The sequence below is a fragment of the Streptomyces sp. NPDC038135 genome, assembly GCF_055601245.1.
In genome coordinates this window covers 646,110-662,932 of record NZ_JBVJXS010000002.1, presented here as the reverse complement: position 1 = coordinate 662,932, position 16,823 = coordinate 646,110, and the positions used below count along the sequence as shown (strand labels likewise).

At 72.5% G+C, this 16,823-nt stretch carries 18 protein-coding genes; 13 read left to right on the top strand and 5 right to left on the bottom strand.

What is annotated here, in order from left to right:
- Window positions 1-67: 67 nt before the first annotated feature.
- On the top strand, window positions 68-811 hold the full coding sequence (locus ACZ7JA_RS07295) for a potassium channel family protein (protein ID WP_351659833.1): 744 nt from the start codon (window positions 68-70) through the stop codon (window positions 809-811).
- A gap of 463 nt (window positions 812-1,274) precedes the next feature.
- On the opposite strand, the gene ACZ7JA_RS07290 is transcribed toward ACZ7JA_RS07295, so the two are convergent.
- Together ACZ7JA_RS07290 and ACZ7JA_RS07285 are read right to left on the bottom strand one after the other, a co-directional pair.
- Window positions 1,275-1,583: a small hydrophobic protein gene (locus tag ACZ7JA_RS07290; RefSeq protein WP_174266320.1), complete on the bottom strand. Its 309-nt coding sequence runs from the start codon at window positions 1,581-1,583 to the stop codon at window positions 1,275-1,277.
- Between the two features lie 235 nt (window positions 1,584-1,818).
- On the bottom strand, window positions 1,819-3,438 hold the full coding sequence (locus tag ACZ7JA_RS07285; RefSeq protein ID WP_351659830.1) for an MFS transporter: 1,620 nt from the start codon (window positions 3,436-3,438) through the stop codon (window positions 1,819-1,821).
- 114 nt (window positions 3,439-3,552) lie between these two features.
- Here ACZ7JA_RS07285 and ACZ7JA_RS07280 point away from each other — a divergent pair, with 114 nt between their 5' ends.
- The 3 genes from ACZ7JA_RS07280 (at window position 3,553) to ACZ7JA_RS07270 (ending at window position 6,410) form a co-directional block, all read left to right on the top strand.
- Window positions 3,553-4,179, top strand: coding sequence for a TetR family transcriptional regulator (locus ACZ7JA_RS07280; RefSeq protein WP_351659827.1), 627 nt, complete (start codon window positions 3,553-3,555; stop codon window positions 4,177-4,179).
- Between the two features lie 92 nt (window positions 4,180-4,271).
- Window positions 4,272-5,489 carry an alpha/beta hydrolase gene (locus ACZ7JA_RS07275; protein ID WP_351659824.1) on the top strand — a complete coding sequence of 406 codons (1,218 nt, stop codon included), beginning with the start codon at window positions 4,272-4,274 and terminating at the stop codon, window positions 5,487-5,489.
- Between the two features lie 66 nt (window positions 5,490-5,555).
- Entirely contained in the window at window positions 5,556-6,410 is an 855-nt protein-coding gene (locus ACZ7JA_RS07270) for a DUF4429 domain-containing protein (RefSeq protein WP_351659821.1), read from the top strand.
- A gap of 21 nt (window positions 6,411-6,431) precedes the next feature.
- Here the strand turns inward: ACZ7JA_RS07270 and ACZ7JA_RS07265 are convergent, their stop codons facing one another.
- The gene (locus ACZ7JA_RS07265) at window positions 6,432-6,887 is read right to left on the bottom strand and encodes a MerR family transcriptional regulator (protein WP_389299770.1); all 456 of its coding nucleotides are present in this window, start codon (window positions 6,885-6,887) and stop codon (window positions 6,432-6,434) included.
- 111 nt (window positions 6,888-6,998) lie between these two features.
- Between ACZ7JA_RS07265 and ACZ7JA_RS07260 the strand changes: the two genes are divergently transcribed.
- Both ACZ7JA_RS07260 and ACZ7JA_RS07255 read left to right on the top strand, forming a co-directional pair.
- Complete coding sequence (locus tag ACZ7JA_RS07260) at window positions 6,999-7,469, top strand: GNAT family N-acetyltransferase (RefSeq protein ID WP_351659816.1); 471 nt, start codon at window positions 6,999-7,001, stop codon at window positions 7,467-7,469.
- Between the two features lie 18 nt (window positions 7,470-7,487).
- The gene (locus tag ACZ7JA_RS07255; RefSeq protein ID WP_450742816.1) at window positions 7,488-8,309 is read left to right on the top strand and encodes a serine hydrolase domain-containing protein; all 822 of its coding nucleotides are present in this window, start codon (window positions 7,488-7,490) and stop codon (window positions 8,307-8,309) included.
- A 51-nt stretch (window positions 8,310-8,360) separates the two neighbouring features.
- Here ACZ7JA_RS07255 and ACZ7JA_RS07250 read toward each other — a convergent pair whose 3' ends face one another.
- A complete protein-coding gene (locus tag ACZ7JA_RS07250; RefSeq protein ID WP_450750349.1) occupies window positions 8,361-9,011 on the bottom strand; it encodes a pirin family protein in 651 nt (216 codons plus the stop codon).
- A 75-nt stretch (window positions 9,012-9,086) separates the two neighbouring features.
- Here ACZ7JA_RS07250 and ACZ7JA_RS07245 point away from each other — a divergent pair, with 75 nt between their 5' ends.
- The 5 genes from ACZ7JA_RS07245 to fabF all read left to right on the top strand — a co-directional run bounded on the left by ACZ7JA_RS07245 (window position 9,087) and on the right by fabF (window position 14,058).
- Window positions 9,087-10,292, top strand: a complete 1,206-nt coding sequence (locus ACZ7JA_RS07245; protein ID WP_351659808.1) for a PucR family transcriptional regulator — start codon at window positions 9,087-9,089, stop codon at window positions 10,290-10,292.
- Window positions 10,293-10,381: 89 nt separating this feature from the next.
- On the top strand, window positions 10,382-11,329 hold the full coding sequence (locus ACZ7JA_RS07240; RefSeq protein ID WP_351659805.1) for an ACP S-malonyltransferase: 948 nt from the start codon (window positions 10,382-10,384) through the stop codon (window positions 11,327-11,329).
- 17 nt (window positions 11,330-11,346) lie between these two features.
- Window positions 11,347-12,378 carry a ketoacyl-ACP synthase III gene (locus ACZ7JA_RS07235; protein WP_351659802.1) on the top strand — a complete coding sequence of 344 codons (1,032 nt, stop codon included), beginning with the start codon at window positions 11,347-11,349 and terminating at the stop codon, window positions 12,376-12,378.
- Between the two features lie 81 nt (window positions 12,379-12,459).
- Window positions 12,460-12,708 (top strand): acyl carrier protein, encoded by a 249-nt coding sequence (locus ACZ7JA_RS07230; protein WP_018545314.1) that lies wholly within the window; start codon window positions 12,460-12,462, stop codon window positions 12,706-12,708.
- 87 nt (window positions 12,709-12,795) lie between these two features.
- Complete coding sequence (gene fabF / locus ACZ7JA_RS07225; protein ID WP_351659799.1) at window positions 12,796-14,058, top strand: beta-ketoacyl-ACP synthase II; 1,263 nt, start codon at window positions 12,796-12,798, stop codon at window positions 14,056-14,058.
- A gap of 68 nt (window positions 14,059-14,126) precedes the next feature.
- Here fabF and ACZ7JA_RS07220 read toward each other — a convergent pair whose 3' ends face one another.
- Window positions 14,127-14,621, bottom strand: coding sequence for a DUF3145 domain-containing protein (locus ACZ7JA_RS07220; protein WP_351659796.1), 495 nt, complete (start codon window positions 14,619-14,621; stop codon window positions 14,127-14,129).
- Window positions 14,622-14,877: 256 nt separating this feature from the next.
- Here ACZ7JA_RS07220 and ACZ7JA_RS07215 point away from each other — a divergent pair, with 256 nt between their 5' ends.
- Window positions 14,878-15,780 carry an SGNH/GDSL hydrolase family protein gene (locus ACZ7JA_RS07215; protein WP_389446858.1) on the top strand — a complete coding sequence of 301 codons (903 nt, stop codon included), beginning with the start codon at window positions 14,878-14,880 and terminating at the stop codon, window positions 15,778-15,780.
- Between the two features lie 14 nt (window positions 15,781-15,794).
- Window positions 15,795-16,766 (top strand): aldose epimerase family protein, encoded by a 972-nt coding sequence (locus ACZ7JA_RS07210; RefSeq protein ID WP_470807572.1) that lies wholly within the window; start codon window positions 15,795-15,797, stop codon window positions 16,764-16,766.
- The last annotated feature ends 57 nt before the right edge of the window (window positions 16,767-16,823 follow it).

Here is a 16,823-nt window from a genome sequence, read left to right as displayed (position 1 = left end):
TTGGGCATGAGGGCGGCGGAGCGGGAGTCTGCGCCGCCCGCACGTCCGCCTTCCCTACGATGCGGGCATGGAGACGAACGCGGCGCAGGCCCGGTGGGAGCGGCTCACCCAACGGCCATTGCTGGCGCTGGCCGTGGCCTTCGCCGTCGCCTACGCCGTGCCCATCGTGGACGGTTCGGCCGGCCACTCGCTGACGGCCCTGTGCACGGGGGTGGAGTGGGCGGTGTGGGGCGCCTTCGCGGTGGACTACCTCATGCGGCTGGCGCTCGCTCCCCGGCGCGGGGAGTTCGTGCGCCGGCACTGGCCCGATCTGTGCGCGGTGGTGCTGCCGGTGCTGCAGCCGCTCCGGCTGCTGCGGCTGGTGTCGACGCTGCTGCTGGTGGGGCGGCGGGCGCGGATGGCTCCGCAGATCCGGCTGACGACGTACGTCGTGGGGTCGGTGATCGGGCTGCTGATGTTCGGGTCGCTGGCGGTGCTGTCGGTGGAGCGGGAGTCGCCGGACGGGAACATCCGGACGCTGGGTGACGCCGTGTGGTGGTCCTTCACGACGATGACGACGGTGGGGTACGGGGATCACGCGCCGACCACCGGGCTGGGACGGATGATCGCCGTCGGGCTGATGCTGTCCGGGATCGCGTTGCTCGGTGTGGTGACGGCGAACATCGCGGCGTGGTTCATCTCGCGGTTCGAGAAGGACGACGTGGAGGAGCGGCGGCAGACGGAGGCCATCGCCGCGCTGACGGAGGAGGTGCGGGCGCTGCGGGCGGAGGTGGCTCGGCTGGCGGCGGAGCGGGAGGGGCAGCGGCGGTGAGGGGGGCTCCGCCGGTTGGCCGGGACTTGTTCGTTGGGTGCCCGGTGCCTGGGTGAGCGTGCGACTTGGTTCGCCTGGTTCGCTGGTTGCCCCGTGCCTCGGTAGGCGTCGCGGGGTTTCGCTTGCCCGCGCTTGCGGGGTGCCGCTGCGCCCACCCGTGCCGCCCCTGGCGGCACGCATGCCCGCAGCGGGGGCGGGCTCGGTGCCCGTCAGCCGGTTGCGGGTGGGCGCTGACCCTGGCGGCACGCGTGCCCGCAGCGGGGGCGGCCCCGATGCCCGTCAGCCGGATGTGGGTCGGCGCCGACCCTGGCGGCACGCGTGCCCGCAGTTGCGGGCGGGCCCGGCGCCCGTCAGCCGGATGTGGGTCGGCGCCGGTCTTGACGGCATGTGTGTACCCAGCTGCGTGGCCGGGGACGGCGACGCCCGCAGCTTTGGGGCTGCGGGCGTTCGGGGTGGGGCCGGGTCAGAGAAGGCCGTGGCCCCAAGTGGCCGCGCCTGCCAGGGCGATGAGGGACAGCAGGGTGTCGATCGCGCCCAGGACCAGGGCGACCACGGCCGGGATGTTGCGGTCGGTGGACCATTTGCGGCCCATGGACTGCCAGCCGCAGAACATCGCCACCGGGCCGAGGATGATGCCCAGTGCGAAGAATCCGGCGACCGCGCAGACGGTTCCGATGATCCCGAGCGTCGCGCGGTCCGGCCCGGTCCGCTGCCACGAACGGCCGCGTGACCGGGGGTACCCGCGCGTTCCGTGCCCGAAGCCAGCCATCATCAACTCCCTGGTCATCCTGGACAGTTCGGCCTCAACGGGCGGGTACCCCGGTTTTCCGCGGGCAGACCTGCGCGCGCTGCCCCCTCCAGCAGCGCGCGCCGCGGCCCGGCGGTCCCCGCATGCCCTGCGGAGGACCTGACCCACTGTGACCTGCGGCGCGCGCCGGGAGCGAGGGATCTTGAGCGGAGTCACCCTGATGAGCGAACCCCGCCGGGAACAGGCACGGAACGGGACGTCAGATGTGACCGACTCCCGCGCCCGCCTCCGCGTTCTCGCCCCGCTTGGTGAGCAGCGCGACGAGCACCGCGAACGCCGCCACGCCGGCCGCGACCAGGGAGGCGAGGCTCATGCCGGAGATGAAGGTGTCGTGGGCGACGCCGCTGATCTTCGCGACGAGAGCCTCCGGCATGCCCTTGGCCACCGGCGGCACGCCCACCTGGACCGCCTCGGAGGCCTGGTCCAGCTGCTCCGGGGTCAGCTTCGGCAGCCCCGCGTCGGCCCAGTTGCCCGGCAGTTCGCTGTCGACCCGGGAGGCCATCACGGCGCCCAGCACGGCCGTGCCGAGGCTGCCGCCGATCTGCATGGCGGCCTGCTGCAGACCGCCCGCCACACCGGACAGCTCCATGGGCGCGTTGCCCACGATCACCTCGGTGGCGCCGACCATGACCGGCGCGAGGCCGAAGCCCAGCAGGGCGAACCAGACCGACATCAGGCCGCTGCCGGTGTCGGCCTTCAGCGTCGACATGCCGTACATGGCGATGGCGGTGGCCGCCATGCCGCCGGCCAGCGGGATGCGCGGGCCGAGCTTGGTGATGGCGGCGCCCGCGAGCGGGGAGCCGACGATCATCATGCCGGTCAGCGGGAGCAGGTGCAGGCCCGCGTCGATGGGGCTCATGCCGTGGACGTTCTGGAGGTAGAACGTCACGAAGAACAGACCGCCCATGAAGGCGATCGCCATCAGGACCATCAGGACGACACCCGCGGACAGCGGGACCGAGCGGAACATGCCCAGCGGGATCAGCGGCTCGGCGACCCGCGTCTCCCAGACCGCGAACAGGACGAACAGCAGCGCCGAGGCGCCGATGAAGCCCCACGTCTTGACGTCGCCCCAGCCCCAGGTCGGCGCCTTGATGAGCGCCCAGACCAGGCAGAACATCGCGCCGGACAGCAGCGCGATGCCCGGCAGGTCGAAGGAGCGCGGCGCGTTCTTGGCGCGGTGGTCCAGCAGGATCAGCAGGCCCAGCAGCAGCGCGAGGACGCCGACCGGCACGTTGATGAAGAACACGGACTGCCAGTTGACGTGCTCGACGAGGACGCCGCCGAGGATCGGGCCGCCCGCGGTGGAGGCGCCGATGACCATGCCCCAGATGCCGATCGCCATGTTCAGCTTCTCGGCCGGGAAGGTGGCGCGCAGCAGGCCGAGCGCGGCCGGCATCAGCAGCGCGCCGAACAGGCCCTGGAAGACGCGGAAGGTGACGACCGCGGCGATGCTGTGCGACAGGCCGATGGCGCCCGAGGCGGCGGCGAAGCCGGTGACGCCGATCAGGAAGGTCTGCCGGTGGCCGAAGCGGTCACCCAGCTTGCCCGCGGTGATCAGGGAGACCGCGAGGGCGAGGAAGTAGCCGTTGGTGATCCACTGGACGTCGGCGAAGCTCGCGCCGAGGTCCTTCTGGATGGCCGGGTTGGCGATGGCCACGATGGTGCCGTCGAGGGCCACCATCATGACGCCTACGGCGACGGTGATGAGGGTGAGCCATGGGTGGCCGCGCAGCCCCGCGGCCGGGGCCGGCCCCGACGGGTCGGCCGATGCCCGGTCCCCCGGCCCCGTCGTGTCGATGGTGGTCTGACTAGTCATACCTTCGAGGCTAGTGTCAGTCACTGACAGTTGACAAACCAATTCACCTGTCGGTAACTGACACGACACCAGCGCATAGCCTGAGCTGGAAGGACATCGCACGGGAGAGGGCCCATGGAGACGCTGCGCGACCGCAAGAAGCGGCGTACTCGGGAGGCGCTGCTGCGGGCCGCTCTCGAACTGTTCACCACGCAGGGTTACGAGCACACCACCGTCGACGAGATAGCGGAGGCCGTCGATGTCTCGCAGCGCACCTTCTTCCGATACTTCGCCGGCAAGGAGGAGGTGGCCTTCGCCGTCCAGGAGATGACGGAGGCGCTCTTCGTGGCGGCCGTACGGGCGAGGCCGGCGCACGAGGCGCCGATGGAGGCGCTGCGGCAGGCGGTCCTGGAGGGCTGGGAGGCGATACGGGAGACCGTCGACTCGGTCGTCCCGGTGGAGCTGTACCTGCGGATGTACCGGACGATCGAGTCGACGCCCGCGCTGCTCGCCGCCCATCTGCGGCGCTCCGTGGCCACCGAGGAGACGATCGCGCGGCTGCTCGCCGAGCGGGAGGGCGTCGACGTGGACGCCGACCCGCGGCCGCGGCTGGCGGTGGCCGTGTTCGGCGGGGTGATGAGGGTCACCGAACGGCAGTGGTGCACGGGCGACGACTTCAGCCTGGAGGCGATACGGCGTCTGACCGCGTCGTACCTGGACCAGTTGGGCTCGGCGCTCACCGGTAACTGGCGTACGGGCTGAGGACGTCTCGGGAGCGTTCGACGGTTACCGAAACGTGATACCCATCACTCGGTTACCCCGAGACCCTCCCGTTCTCCTAGTGTGTCCTCCCAGTGACTTCCTTCGACACCTCCCCGCCTCTCAACCTCTGGCGCGCCCTGCTGGCGCTGTCCGTGGTGTTCGTGATGCTCGCGACCACCGGCTGGACGGCCATGCGCACCCACCGGGAGCCGACCGCGCTGCAGCACTCACTGGAGAAGTGGGAGCACGGCACGCTGCGCGGGGCGCACCTGCCGGACCCCGAGGCGGCTCCCGCGCGCCTCGCCCGGTTCTTCGCCTCGCTCACCCCGCACGAGCGCGGCCGGCTGGCCCACCGCTACCCCTTGGCGGTCGGCAACATGAACGGCGCCCCCGCCGCGCTGCGCTACCGCGCGAACCGCATCGCGCTGGGCCAGGCGCGTGCGGTGGAGCGCGAGCGCATGCGCGACAACCGGATCAGCAGGGCGGGACAGCAGGACGCGGGCCAGCGGATGGAGCGCTACGAGGCGCTGATGCGTCCCGGCCGGCACATCCTCGCCTTCGACCCCGCCGGCTCGGGCCGGGTCGCGGAGGTGTTCGGCAGCCTGACCAAGGCCGACCGGATCTCGGTCGTCGTCCCCGGCGTCGACACCGACCTGCTCACCTTCCAGCGGACGTACCGCAAGTACAGCGCGCCGGTCGGGATGGCCAAGGCCCTGTACGCGGCCGAGCGGGAGGAGAGCCCGGCGACGCGCACGGCCGTGATCGCGTGGGCCGACTACACCGCACCGGACGGGCTCGGTGTGGACGCCGCCACCGGGCTGCGCGCCGAGGAGGGCGCCGTCCGTCTGAACTCGCTGCTGCGCGGCCTGCCCGGCCGGGCGCCGGTGTCGATGTTCTGCCACAGCTACGGCTCGGTGGTCTGCGGGGTGGCCGCGCACGCCATGCCGGCCCGGGTGGCCGACCTGGCGGTGGCGGCGAGCCCCGGCATGCGCGCCGGGAGCGCCTCCCGCCTCGGCACCTCGGCCCGGGTGTGGGCGATGCGGGACGCCAGCGACTGGGTGCAGGACGTGCCGTACCTGGAGCTCGGCGGGCTGGGCCACGGCGCCGACCCGGTGTCCTCGGCGTTCGGCGCGCGGGTCCTCGCGGCCCGGGACGCGCAGGGCCACAGCGGCTACTTCCAGCCGGGCACGGACAGCCTGCGCAACCTCGCGCACGTCGGCGTCGGCGCGTACGACGCGGTGACGTGCGCACGCGAAGACGATGCCTGCAGGGCGGGTCTGCCCCGCACGACGACGGCCGGACGCGCGTAGAAACAGCAGGAAGTGCGGTCTGCGCGGGTGGCGACGGAGGAGCACGTGCCGCATACGATGAGCCGCATGGGTGACGTACTGGCGGGTTTTCATGCCGTATGGGAGTTCGAGTCCGACTCCGTGCTCATCCGTTACGAACGGGGGATCCGGACACCCAGACTGTTCCAGGCGCTGGGCGAGCGGCGCGTTCCGCTGGCCGCGGTCGAGGAGGTGACCCTCACCCCCGGCAAGCGCGGCTCCGTCGTACTGCGGCTGCGGCCGCGCCCCGGCGCCGATCCGCTGATGGACGCGGCGGCCGGGCAACTGCGGGAGGGCTCCGACCCCTACCGGCTGGTGCTGCCGGCCGAGCGGGCGACCCTCGCCGAGTACTACGCCGACGAACTGAAGCCGCTGCTGGCCGGGAACGGGCCGGAACCCGCCGAGCGCTGGCTGGTGGCCGCCCCCGAGGCCCCGCTGCAGTTCAAGGCGTACGACGGCAAGGCGACCTTCGACGGGACCACCGTGCGGTTCCGCTGGTCCTGGACGGGTGCGTCCTCGGCGAAGTGGAAGGCAGGGGACCAGAGTTGGCCGGTCTCCAGCCTCAGCGCGGTGGAGTGGCGCTCGCCGGAGGTCTTCGAGGGGCATCTGCGCCTGGTACCCCGCGAGGGCGGTTCCACCCGTCCCGCGCAGCCCGACCAGGATCCGGCGGCCGTCGTCTTCGGTCTCGGGTACGGACCGGTGCACGAGTCCCTGCCGTTCGCCGCGGCCGTCCTCGCGGCGCTGCGGACCCGCGGACCGGTGCCGGTGGCGCCGGTGCCGGCCCGGCGGGACCCGGCCGACATCGCCGAGCGCATCCGGCATCTTGGCGAACTGCACAGCGCCGGGCTGGTCACCGACGAGGAGTTCACCTCGAAGAAGGCCGAGTTGCTGGCGGAGCTGTAGCGGTCCCGCGCGGGCGGGGACTCAGCGCTCGGTGGCGTAGAAGCTGATCTTGCGGTCCAGGACCGCCAGGGTGTCGTGGAGTTCCGCGATCCGGGCCAGCACGTCCCGGCGGGTCGACTCGAGCAGTTCCTGGCGTTCGGCGTAGGTGCTCTCGCCCTCCCGCACCAGCTCCGCGTAGCGGACCATGTCGGCCACCGGCATGCCGGTCAGCCGGAGCTTGTTCACGAACTCCAGCCAGTCCAGGTCCCGGTTGCTGTAGCGGCGCTGGCCGGTGTGCGAGCGGTCGACGTGCGGCATCAGGCCGATCCGCTCGTACCAGCGCAGCGTGTGCGCGGTCAGACCGGTGAAGGCGACGACCTCGCTGATCGTGTAGTGGTCCTCGCCCTCGGGGCGGGGGTGGCGCCGGGGCGGGGCGGCGCAGATGTCGGCGGGGGTTGCCCGCCCGGCGGCCGCCGGCGTGGTCTGCATCACCGTCATGCCCCCAACGCTATGGCCTTGGAGTGCACTCAAGGCAAGCGGCTCCGGTGAGAAAGGGGTGTGGGGAAAACGGCGCGACGGGCCGGGGGTGCGGTGGCTAGCGTGCGCGGCATGAGTCTCGTACGCCGGGCCGAGCCCGAGGACGCAGCGGAAGTGCTGCGGCTGCGCCAGGTCATGATCGACTCGATGGCCCACGCCGACCGGTCCACCGACTGGCACGCCGAGTCCCTGCCCGTGCTGCGGGCGAGGCTCGCGGAGCCGGAGGGGGAATTCGCGGCCTTCGTCGTGGACCATCCGGAGCGGCCGGGGGCGCTGGCCGCGCTGGTGGCGGGCACGCTGGACTACCGGATCGGCCGGGCGGCCAACCCGCTCGGCACCGTCGGGTACGTCTTCAGCGTCGCCACCGACCCGGACGCCCGCCGACGCGGCTACGCGCGCGCGTGCATGGACGCGCTCCTCGGCTGGTTCCGTGAGCGCGGCGCCGACCGGGTGCAGCTCACCACGTCCTCGGCGGGCGCGCCGCTGTACGCCTCGCTCGGCTTCCGGCCCAAGCCCGACCCGTTGCTGGAGCTGTGGCTCTGAGCGCATAGGCTCGGCCCCATGTCGTTGAACAGCCTGGCGTCGATCGAGAACTGGCCGGTCCCCACCGCCGCGGCGGGCGTGGTCCGCGCGGACGGCACGGTCGTGGGCACCCGCGGCCCGGCCGGGCAGCGGTTCCCCCTCGCCTCGGTCACCAAGCCGCTGGCGGCCTACGCCGTGCTCGTCGCCTACGAGGAGGGCGCGATCGAGCTGGACGAGCCGGCCGGCCCGCCCGGCGCCACGGTCCGCCATCTGCTCGCGCACACCTCCGGGCTGGCCTTCGACGAGCACCGGGTGACGGCTCCGCCCGGGGAGCGGCGGCTCTACTCCAACGCGGGGTTCGAGCAGCTCGGCGACCATGTCGCCGAGGCGACGGAGATCCCGTTCGCCGAGTACCTGCGGCAGGCGGTGCTGGAGCCGCTGGGGATGACGTCGACGGCTCTGGACGGCTCCCCGGCGAAGGACGGCGTGTCCACGGTCGCGGACCTGCTGCGGTTCGCCGCCGAGATCCAGGCGCCGCGACTGCTGGACCCGCGCACCGTCGCCGAGGCGATGACGGTGCAGTACCCGGGCACGAAGGGCGTGCTGCCCGGCTACGGTCACCAGAACCCCAACGACTGGGGGCTCGGCTTCGAGATCCGGGACTCCAAGTCGCCGCACTGGACGGGTGGTTCCTCGTCCCCTCGGACCTTCGGGCACTTCGGGCAGTCCGGTACGTTCCTGTGGATCGACCCGGACGCGGAGGCGGCCTGCGTGGCCCTCACCGACCGCGCCTTCGGGCCCTGGGCCGCGGAGGTCTGGCCGGTGTTCACGGACGCGGTGCTGGCGGACCTGCGGGGCTGAGTTCCGCCGGAGCCGGCCGGGGGCGTTCCGCATGCCCTCGACCGGCGGCGGTCAGGGCATCTCCCACAGCAGCAGTTCCGCCGCCGTGGTCGCGACGGCGTCCAGTTCCCCGGCGTCGGTGATCCGGGCCGAGTCGCCCGCGCCCAGCCCTTCCTCCGCCAGCGTGATCTCGCCCCGGACCACGTGGACGTACACCCGGGGCGCGTCCGGGACCGCCGTCCGCTCCCCCGCCTTCAGGCGGCGGACGTGGAGCATCGCGCCGGCGGCCGGGAGGGCGTACGGGGTGGAGTCGGCGATGCCGCGGACGACGTCGTAGGACGGGTCGCCGCCCGGCTCCAGCGGGGCCAGCCACATCTGGAGGAAGGTCAGCGGCAGCGGGCCGTCGTTGCGTTCCACGTGCCGGACGCCCGCCGCGGCGGCGAGGTGCTGGACGTCGCCGGGGCGTACCTTCGTCTCATGGCCCGTGGAGTCACGGTGGGTCAGTTCGCCCTCGACCACCCACGTCACGATCTCGGTGTGGCTGTGCGGGTGCTCGTCGAAGCCGGCGCCGGGGGCGAGCCGCTCCTCGTTGCAGGCGATCACCGCGCCGAAGCGCAGGTTGTCCGGGTCGTAGTGCGGGCCGAAGGAGAAGGCGTGGCGGGTGGCGATCCCGGCCCCCTCGTCCCCTCCGCGGTAGCGCTCGGCGGCGCGCCGTACGTCCATCACAGGCACCACCGTAGACCGCGCGCGGCACCCCGCCGACGCATGGTCCCGTCCCGATAAGGCAGTCTTGTCCCCGTGCCCGAACCCGTAACCCGCAGCGGCGGACCCGCAGCGCACGCCGTCCACCCGCACTCCGCGACCCTGAAACGGCTGGAGAAGTCCTCCGGGAATCTCGCCGCGCAGGCCATCGCGCGCATGGACGAGACCCTGCCGTGGTACCGGGCCATGCCGCCGGAGAACCGTTCCTGGATCGGGCTCGTGGCACAGGCGGGCATCGCCGCGTTCACCGAGTGGTTCCGGCACCCGGACGCGCCGCAGGCCATCTCCACGGACGTCTTCGGGACCGCGCCCCGCGAGCTGACCCGGGCCATCACGCTGCGGCAGACCGTGGAGATGGTGCGGACCACCATCGAGGTGATGGAGTCCGCCATCGACGAGGTGGCGGCCCCCGGGGACGAGAGCGTGCTGCGCGAGGCGCTGCTCGTCTACGCCCGCGAGATCGCGTTCGCCACCGCCCAGGTGTACGCCCAGGCCGCCGAGGCACGCGGTGCCTGGGACGCGCGGCTGGAGTCGCTGGTCGTCAACGCCGTGCTCAGCGGCGAGGCCGACGAGGGCGCCGTCAGCCGGGCCGCCGCGCTCGGCTGGAACTCCCCCGACCACGTGTGCGTCGTGCTCGGCACCGCGCCCGACGGGGACAGCGAGCTGACCGTCGAGGCCATACGGCGCGCCGCCCGCCACGCCAAGCTGCAGGTGCTCACGGGCGTGCTCGGGGACCGGCTCGTGGTGATCGCCGGCGGCAGCCCCAATCCGCTCGGCGTGGCCAAGTCGCTGATCGGGCCGTACGCCGCCGGGCCGGTCGTCGCCGGGCCCGTCGTGCCCGACCTGCTGGCCGCCACCCGGTCCGCGCAGGCCGCGGCGGCGGGGCTGAAGGCGTGTTTCGCCTGGCAGGACGCGCCGCGGCCGGTCCTGGCGGACGATCTTCTGCCGGAGCGCGCCATCGCCGGCGATCCGGGCGCGCGCGAGCAGCTGGTGGAGGAGATCTACAGACCACTGGAGGAAGCGGGCTCGGCACTGCTGGAGACCCTGAGTGTCTACCTGGAGCAGGCGAGCAGCCTGGAGGGCGCGGCCAGGATGCTGTTCGTTCACCCGAACACCGTGCGCTACCGGCTCCGACGTGTGACAGACGTCACCGGATGGTCGCCCTCGGATGTACGATCCGCGTTCACGCTGCGGATCGCCCTGATCCTGGGGCGTCTGGCCGACGGTGAACCCCAGGCCTAGGGTTTTGTGGGGGGCCCACAAAACCCCTACGTGTTCTTCGTCCCTGTCCCCACGGGCGGCTTCGGCCGTCGACAAGAGAGAGTGTGAGAGTGCTCGTACTCGTCGCTCCCGGCCAGGGCGCCCAGACGCCCGGCTTCCTGACTCCCTGGCTCGAACTCCCCGGTGCCGCGGACCGCGTCGCCGCGTGGTCGGACGCCATCGGCCTCGACCTGGTCCACTACGGCACCCAGGCCGACGCGGACGCCATCCGCGACACCGCGGTGGCGCAGCCGCTGCTGGTCGCCGCCGGGCTCCTGTCCGCCATGGCACTGGGTGACACGGCGGAGATCGCGCCCGGCGCGGTCGCCGGCCACAGCGTGGGCGAGATCACCGCCGCCGCCTTCGCGGGCGTCCTGGACGACACCGCGGCGCTCGGCCTCGTCCGCCGTCGCGGACTCGCGATGGCCGAGGCCGCCGCGATCACCGAGACCGGCATGTCGGCGCTGCTCGGCGGCGACCCCGAGACCTCCGTCGCGCATCTGGAGAAGCTGGGCCTGACCCCGGCGAACATCAACGGCGCGGGCCAGATCGTCGCCGCCGGCACGCTGGAGCAGCTCGCCGCGCTGGCCGAGGACAAGCCCGAGGGAGTCCGCAAGGTCGTCCCGCTGAAGGTGGCCGGCGCCTTCCACACGCGTCACATGGCCCCCGCCGTGGAGGCGCTGGCCGAGGCCGCGGCGCGGCTGGCGCCCGCCGACCCGAAGGTCCCCTACGTCTCCAACAAGGACGGCCGCCAGGTCGCCTCCGGCGCCGAGGTGCTGGACCGGCTGGTCGGCCAGGTCGCCAACCCGGTGCGCTGGGACCTGTGCATGGAGACGTTCAAGGAGCTGGGCGCCACCGCGCTCATCGAGGTGTGCCCCGGCGGCACGCTGACCGGTCTCGCCAAGCGCGCGCTGCCCGGCGTGCGCACGCTCGCCCTGAAGACCCCCGACGACCTCGACGCGGCCCGCACGCTCATCGCCGAGACTGCGACACCTGCCGCTGACGCGGCGAGCGCCTGACAAGGAGCCCAAGACCCATGTCGAAGATCAAGCCCAGCAAGGGCGCCCCGTACGCGCGCATCCTCGGCGTCGGCGGCTACCGGCCGACCCGTGTGGTGCCGAACGAGGTGATCCTGGAGAGGATCGACTCGTCCGACGAGTGGATCCGTTCGCGCTCCGGCATCGAGACCCGGCACTGGGCGGGCCCGGACGAGACGGTCGCCGCGATGTCTGTCGAGGCGGCCGGCAAGGCGATCGCCGACTCCGGCATCGACGCCGAACAGATCGGCGCCGTGGTGGTCTCGACCGTCTCGCACTTCAGCCAGACCCCGGCCGTCGCCACCGAGATCGCCGACAAGCTGGGCACGAACAAGGCCGCCGCCTTCGACATCTCGGCCGGCTGCGCGGGCTTCGGCTACGGCCTGACCCTCGCCAAGGGCATGGTGGTGGAGGGTTCCGCCGAGTACGTGCTCGTCATCGGCGTGGAGCGGCTCAGCGACCTCACCGACCTGGAGGACCGCGCCACGGCCTTCCTGTTCGGCGACGGCGCCGGCGCGGTCGTCGTCGGCCCCTCGCAGGAGCCGGCCATCGGCCCGACCGTGTGGGGCTCCGAGGGCGACAAGGCCGGCACCATCAAGCAGACGGTCTCCTGGGACCGCTTCCGGGTCGGCGACCTCGCCGAGCTGCCCCTCGACAGGGAGGGCAACGTCAAGTTCCCTGCGATCACGCAGGAGGGCCAGGCGGTGTTCCGCTGGGCCGTGTTCGAGATGGCGAAGGTCGCCCAGCAGGCGCTGGACGCGGCCGGAATCAGCCCGGACGACCTGGACGTCTTCATTCCGCACCAGGCCAACGTGCGGATCATCGACTCGATGGTGAAGACGCTGAAGCTGCCGGAGCACGTCACGGTCGCCCGTGACATCCGCACCACCGGCAACACCTCGGCCGCCTCGATCCCGCTCGCGATGGAGCGGCTCCTGGCCACCGGGGAGGCGAAGAGCGGCGACACCGCGCTCGTCATCGGATTCGGGGCGGGTCTCGTCTACGCCGCCACTGTCGTTACCCTCCCCTAGGCACTCCGTGCCGGATCTTGCTTCCGGCGCGGTGCACAACTGCCACAAACCGTCTGGATTATCGAAGAAGGAGCGCCTGACATGGCCGCCACTCAGGAAGAGATCGTCGCCGGTCTCGCCGAGATCGTGAACGAGATCGCCGGGATCCCCACCGAGGACGTCCAGCTGGACAAGTCCTTCACCGACGACCTGGACGTCGACTCGCTGTCCATGGTCGAGGTCGTCGTCGCCGCCGAGGAGCGCTTCGACGTGAAGATCCCGGACGAGGACGTCAAGAACCTCAAGACCGTCGGTGACGCCACCGACTACATCCTCAAGCACCAGGCCTGAGTCACCCCTTAGGCCGTCAGGCTGCTAGGCCCCGCCACCCGGCGGTGGCGCCGTAGAATCCCGTTTTCCGTTGGAGAAAGAATTCCCGTGAGCCCGACCAATCGCACCGTGGTCGTCACCGGTATCGGCGCAACCACACCGCTGGGTGGCGACGCAGCCTCGTTCTGGGAGGCCCTGGTCGCCGGCAAGTCCGGTGTCGGCCCGCTCGAGCAGGAGTGGGCGGCCGAGCTGCCGGTCCGCATCGCCGCGCAGATCGCCGTGGAGCCCGGCGAGATCATCCCCCGCCCGCAGGCCCGCAAGCTGGACCGGTCCGCGCAGTTCGCGCTGATCGCCGCTCAGGAGGCCTGGAAGGACGCCGGTTTCACCGCCAAGGCCGGTGAGGACGCGTCCGTCAACCCCGACCGTCTCGGTGCGGTCATCGCCTCCGGCATCGGCGGCGTGACGACCCTCCTGGACCAGTACGACGTGCTCAAGGAGAAGGGCGTACGCCGCGTCTCCCCGCACACCGTGCCGATGCTGATGCCCAACTCCCCGGCGGCCAACGTCGGCATCGAGCTGGGCGCCCGCGCCGGTGTGCACACCCCCGTGTCGGCCTGCGCCTCCGGCGCGGAGGCCATCGGGTACGCGATCGAGATGATCCGCACCGGGCGTGCGGACGTGGTCGTGGCCGGTGGCACCGAGGCCGCCATCCACCCGCTCCCCATCGCCGCCTTCGGCAACATGATGGCGATGTCCAAGAACAACGACGACCCCGAGGGCGCCTCGCGTCCCTACGACTCGGGCCGCGACGGCTTCGTGCTCGGCGAGGGCGCCGGTGTGGTCATCCTGGAGTCCGAGGAGCACGCGAAGGCCCGCGGCGCCCGGATCTACGTCGAGGCGGTCGGGCAGGGCATCTCCGCCGACAGCCACCACATCACGCAGCCGGAGCCGTCCGGCAACGGCATCGCGCAGGCGCTGCAGAACCTGCTCGACAACACGGACCTGAAGCCGGCCGAGATCGTGCACGTGAACGCGCACGCCACGTCGACGCCGCAGGGCGACGTCGCCGAGATCAAGGCGCTGCGCAAGGTGTTCGGCGACGACGTCGACCACATGGCCATCTCCGCCACCAAGTCGATGACGGGTCACCTGCTCGGCGGCGCGGGCGGCATCGAGACCGTGGCGTCGATCCTGGCGCTGGTGAACCGCACGGCTCCGCCGACCATCAACGTGTCGAACCTCGACCCCGAGGTCGACGCGGACGTGGTGACCGGTGAGGCCCGCGAGCTGCCCGAGGGGCGGATCGCCGTGCTGAACGACTCGTTCGGCTTCGGCGGGCACAACGTGGTCCTGGCCTTCCGGACCGTCTGAGAACACATGTGAGGAGCCCCCACCGGCCGGTGGGGGCTCCTTCGTGCGTGTGCGGGTCCCGCAGGGGCTCAGACCACCTGGTGCAGCCAGCGCACCGGCGCTCCCTCGCCCGCGTAGCGGAACGGCTCGAGTTCGTCGTCCCAGGGCTTGCCGAGGAGCTTGGCGATCTCCGCCTCCAGGTCGGTCTCCTCGCGCTGGGAACGCGTCAGCGCCGCGCGCAGCCGGTCCTCGGGGATGAGGATGTCGCCGTGTATGCCGGTGACCGCGTGGAAGATGCCGAGGTCGGGGGTGCAGCTGTAGCGCTCGCCCTCCGCGGTGGCGCAGGGCTCGGCGGTGACCTCGAAGCGCAGCAGGTGCCAGCCGCGCAGGGCGGAGGCCAGCTTGGAGGCGGTGCCGGCCTCGCCCTGCCAGGAGAACTCCGAGCGCCAGGTGCCGGGGGCCGCGGGCTGCCGGATCCAGTCGAGGCTGACGCGCGTGCCGAGCACCCCGGCGACGGCCCACTCGACGTGCGGGCACAGCGCGCGCGGCGCGGAGTGCACGTACAGAACTCCACGTGTCGTCACCGGAACCTCCGGGCAGAGCGGGACATCTTGCGGACTGGCGGGGCGGCCCAGGCGCGACGGCCGCGTTGATGGCGAGGCTACCCTGCGGCGGGGCAAGGAGTGTGACGTACCGTCGGTCCCGGTGCCAGGAAACCCGTGCCATTCACCCAGGGGGACGCTTGTACGGGGGTGCGGCGTTCCCGGGTCCCCGGTTCGGGAACCTTCGCGCGTTGTCATGGGAGGGAGCACCGCACCGTCGAGCGAGGGGAGCAGCCACATGCGCGAGCGAGGCCACCGGGCGCGGGTCGCCGTCGCCGTGATGACGGCGGCCGTCCTGGCCCTGACGGGGTGTGACGCCTTCGGCGGTGGCGGGGCCGAGGGCAAGAAGGCCCCGGGCACGCCGTCCGCCCGGCCCTCGGCCCGGCCGGCGCCGGTGTGGGACCGCAGCCCGGACTCGATCGCCGCGGTCGGCGACTCCATCACCCGGGGCTTCGACGCGTGCACGGTGCTCTCCGACTGCCCCGAGGTGTCGTGGGCGACGGGCAGTGACGCGGCGGTCGACAGCCTGGCGGTGCGGCTGCTGGGAGCGCGGGGCGCGGCGGAGCGCAGCCGCAACTACGCGGTGACGGGCGCCCGGATGTCCGACCTGCCGGGCCAGATGGCCGGCGCGATCGCCGGGCGGCCCCAGCTGGTGACGGTGATGATCGGCGCGAACGACGCCTGCCGCGCGTCGGTGTCGGCGATGACCCCGGTGGCGGACTTCCGGGCGGACTTCGAGGCGTCGCTGGCCAGGCTGCGGACGGCGCTGCCCCGGACGCAGGTGTACGTGGCGAGCGTGCCGAACCTGCTGCGGCTGTGGGTACAGGGCCGGACGAACCCGCTGGGCAAGCAGGTGTGGCGGCTGGGCATCTGCCCGTCGATGCTGGCCGAGCCCGACGACCTGTCCGGCGCGGCCACGCGGCGCCGGGAGAAGGTGCAGCAGCGGGTGGAGGACTACAACGCGACGCTGCGGGCCGTGTGCGCCAAGGACCGCCGCTGCCGCTTCGACGACGACGCGGTGTTCGACTTCCGCTTCGGCACCGACCAGCTCAGCCGCTGGGACTGGTTCCATCCGAGCCGCGACGGCCAGGCGCGGCTTGCGGAGATCGCGTACCGCACTGTCACCGCGCGGAGACCCTGACTAGGGTTTCCCACATGAGCGAACTTTTCTGCACACTTCCCGACGGCTCACCGGTGCACCGCTGGACGCTGGAGCGCGCCGGGGTACGGGTGCGGGTGCTGTCGTACGGCGGGATCGTGCAGTCGGTCGAGGTTCCGGACCGGGACGGGCGTACGGCCGACGTGGTGCTGGGGTTCCCCGGGGTCGAGGGCTATCTGGAGCATCCGGAGCCCTATCTCGGCGCTCTGGTCGGGCGGTACGCCAACCGGATCGCGGGCGGGCGCTTCGCGCTGGACGGCCGGGCGTACGCGCTGCCGGTGAACGACGGGCCGAACTGTCTGCACGGCGGGGAGCGCGGGTTCGACAAGCGGGTGTGGGAGGCGGAGCCGGCCGGGGACGGCGTCCGGCTGCGCCGGGTGAGCCCGGACGGCGAGGAGGGCTTCCCGGGCCGTCTGGAGGTGTCCGTGACGTACACGCTGGACGGCTCCGGGGCGCTGCGGATCGCCTACGAGGCCGTGACGGACGCGCCGACCGTCCTCAACCTCACCAACCACGCGTACTGGAACCTCGGCGGCTCCGGTCCTACGGGCGGGCACGAACTGCGGCTCGCCGCCTCCCGGTACACCCCGGTGGACGCGGACCTGATCCCCACCGGTGAGCTGCGGGACGTCTCCGGCTCCCGCTTCGACTTCCGCGCGGCCCGTGAGGTCGGGTCCGGCTACGACCACAACTTCGTGCTGGACAAGGGCGTGACGGAGGCCGCCGAGGAGGTGGCCGAGCTGTACGACCCGGGGTCCGGGCGGGTGCTCACCATGGCCACGACCGAGCCGGGGCTGCAGTTCTACACCGCCGACCACCTGGCCGCGCCCTTCGCGCCCGGCGAGGGGGTCGCCCTGGAGACCCAGCACTTCCCCGACTCCCCCAACCGCCCGGAGTTCCCGGGGACCGTGCTGCGGCCGGGCGAGGTGTTCCGGTCCGAGACGGTGTACGGCTTCTCGGCGCGCTGATACGGGGGACGAGCCCCGGTCCGGAGGTCAGGTTTCCGGGCCGGGGCTGCCCACGGG

What these genes read in the sequence shown, in the direction of transcription:
- ACZ7JA_RS07295 (WP_351659833.1), top strand. Translation starts at nt 68, where the DNA reads ATGGAGACGAACGCGGCGCAGGCCCGGTGGGAGCGGCTCACCCAACGG.
- ACZ7JA_RS07280 (WP_351659827.1), top strand. Translation starts at nt 3,553, where the DNA reads ATGGAGACGCTGCGCGACCGCAAGAAGCGGCGTACTCGGGAGGCGCTG.
- ACZ7JA_RS07265 (WP_389299770.1), bottom strand. Translation starts at nt 6,887, where the DNA reads ATGACGGTGATGCAGACCACGCCGGCGGCCGCCGGGCGGGCAACCCCC.
- ACZ7JA_RS07235 (WP_351659802.1), top strand. Translation starts at nt 11,347, where the DNA reads ATGTCGAAGATCAAGCCCAGCAAGGGCGCCCCGTACGCGCGCATCCTC.
- ACZ7JA_RS07270 (WP_351659821.1), top strand. Translation starts at nt 5,556, where the DNA reads ATGGGTGACGTACTGGCGGGTTTTCATGCCGTATGGGAGTTCGAGTCC.
- ACZ7JA_RS07290 (WP_174266320.1), bottom strand. Translation starts at nt 1,583, where the DNA reads ATGATGGCTGGCTTCGGGCACGGAACGCGCGGGTACCCCCGGTCACGC.
- ACZ7JA_RS07255 (WP_450742816.1), top strand. Translation starts at nt 7,488, where the DNA reads ATGTCGTTGAACAGCCTGGCGTCGATCGAGAACTGGCCGGTCCCCACC.
- ACZ7JA_RS07215 (WP_389446858.1), top strand. Translation starts at nt 14,878, where the DNA reads ATGCGCGAGCGAGGCCACCGGGCGCGGGTCGCCGTCGCCGTGATGACG.
- ACZ7JA_RS07260 (WP_351659816.1), top strand. Translation starts at nt 6,999, where the DNA reads ATGAGTCTCGTACGCCGGGCCGAGCCCGAGGACGCAGCGGAAGTGCTG.
- ACZ7JA_RS07250 (WP_450750349.1), bottom strand. Translation starts at nt 9,011, where the DNA reads ATGGACGTACGGCGCGCCGCCGAGCGCTACCGCGGAGGGGACGAGGGG.
- ACZ7JA_RS07210 (WP_470807572.1), top strand. Translation starts at nt 15,795, where the DNA reads ATGAGCGAACTTTTCTGCACACTTCCCGACGGCTCACCGGTGCACCGC.
- ACZ7JA_RS07230 (WP_018545314.1), top strand. Translation starts at nt 12,460, where the DNA reads ATGGCCGCCACTCAGGAAGAGATCGTCGCCGGTCTCGCCGAGATCGTG.
- ACZ7JA_RS07285 (WP_351659830.1), bottom strand. Translation starts at nt 3,438, where the DNA reads ATGACTAGTCAGACCACCATCGACACGACGGGGCCGGGGGACCGGGCA.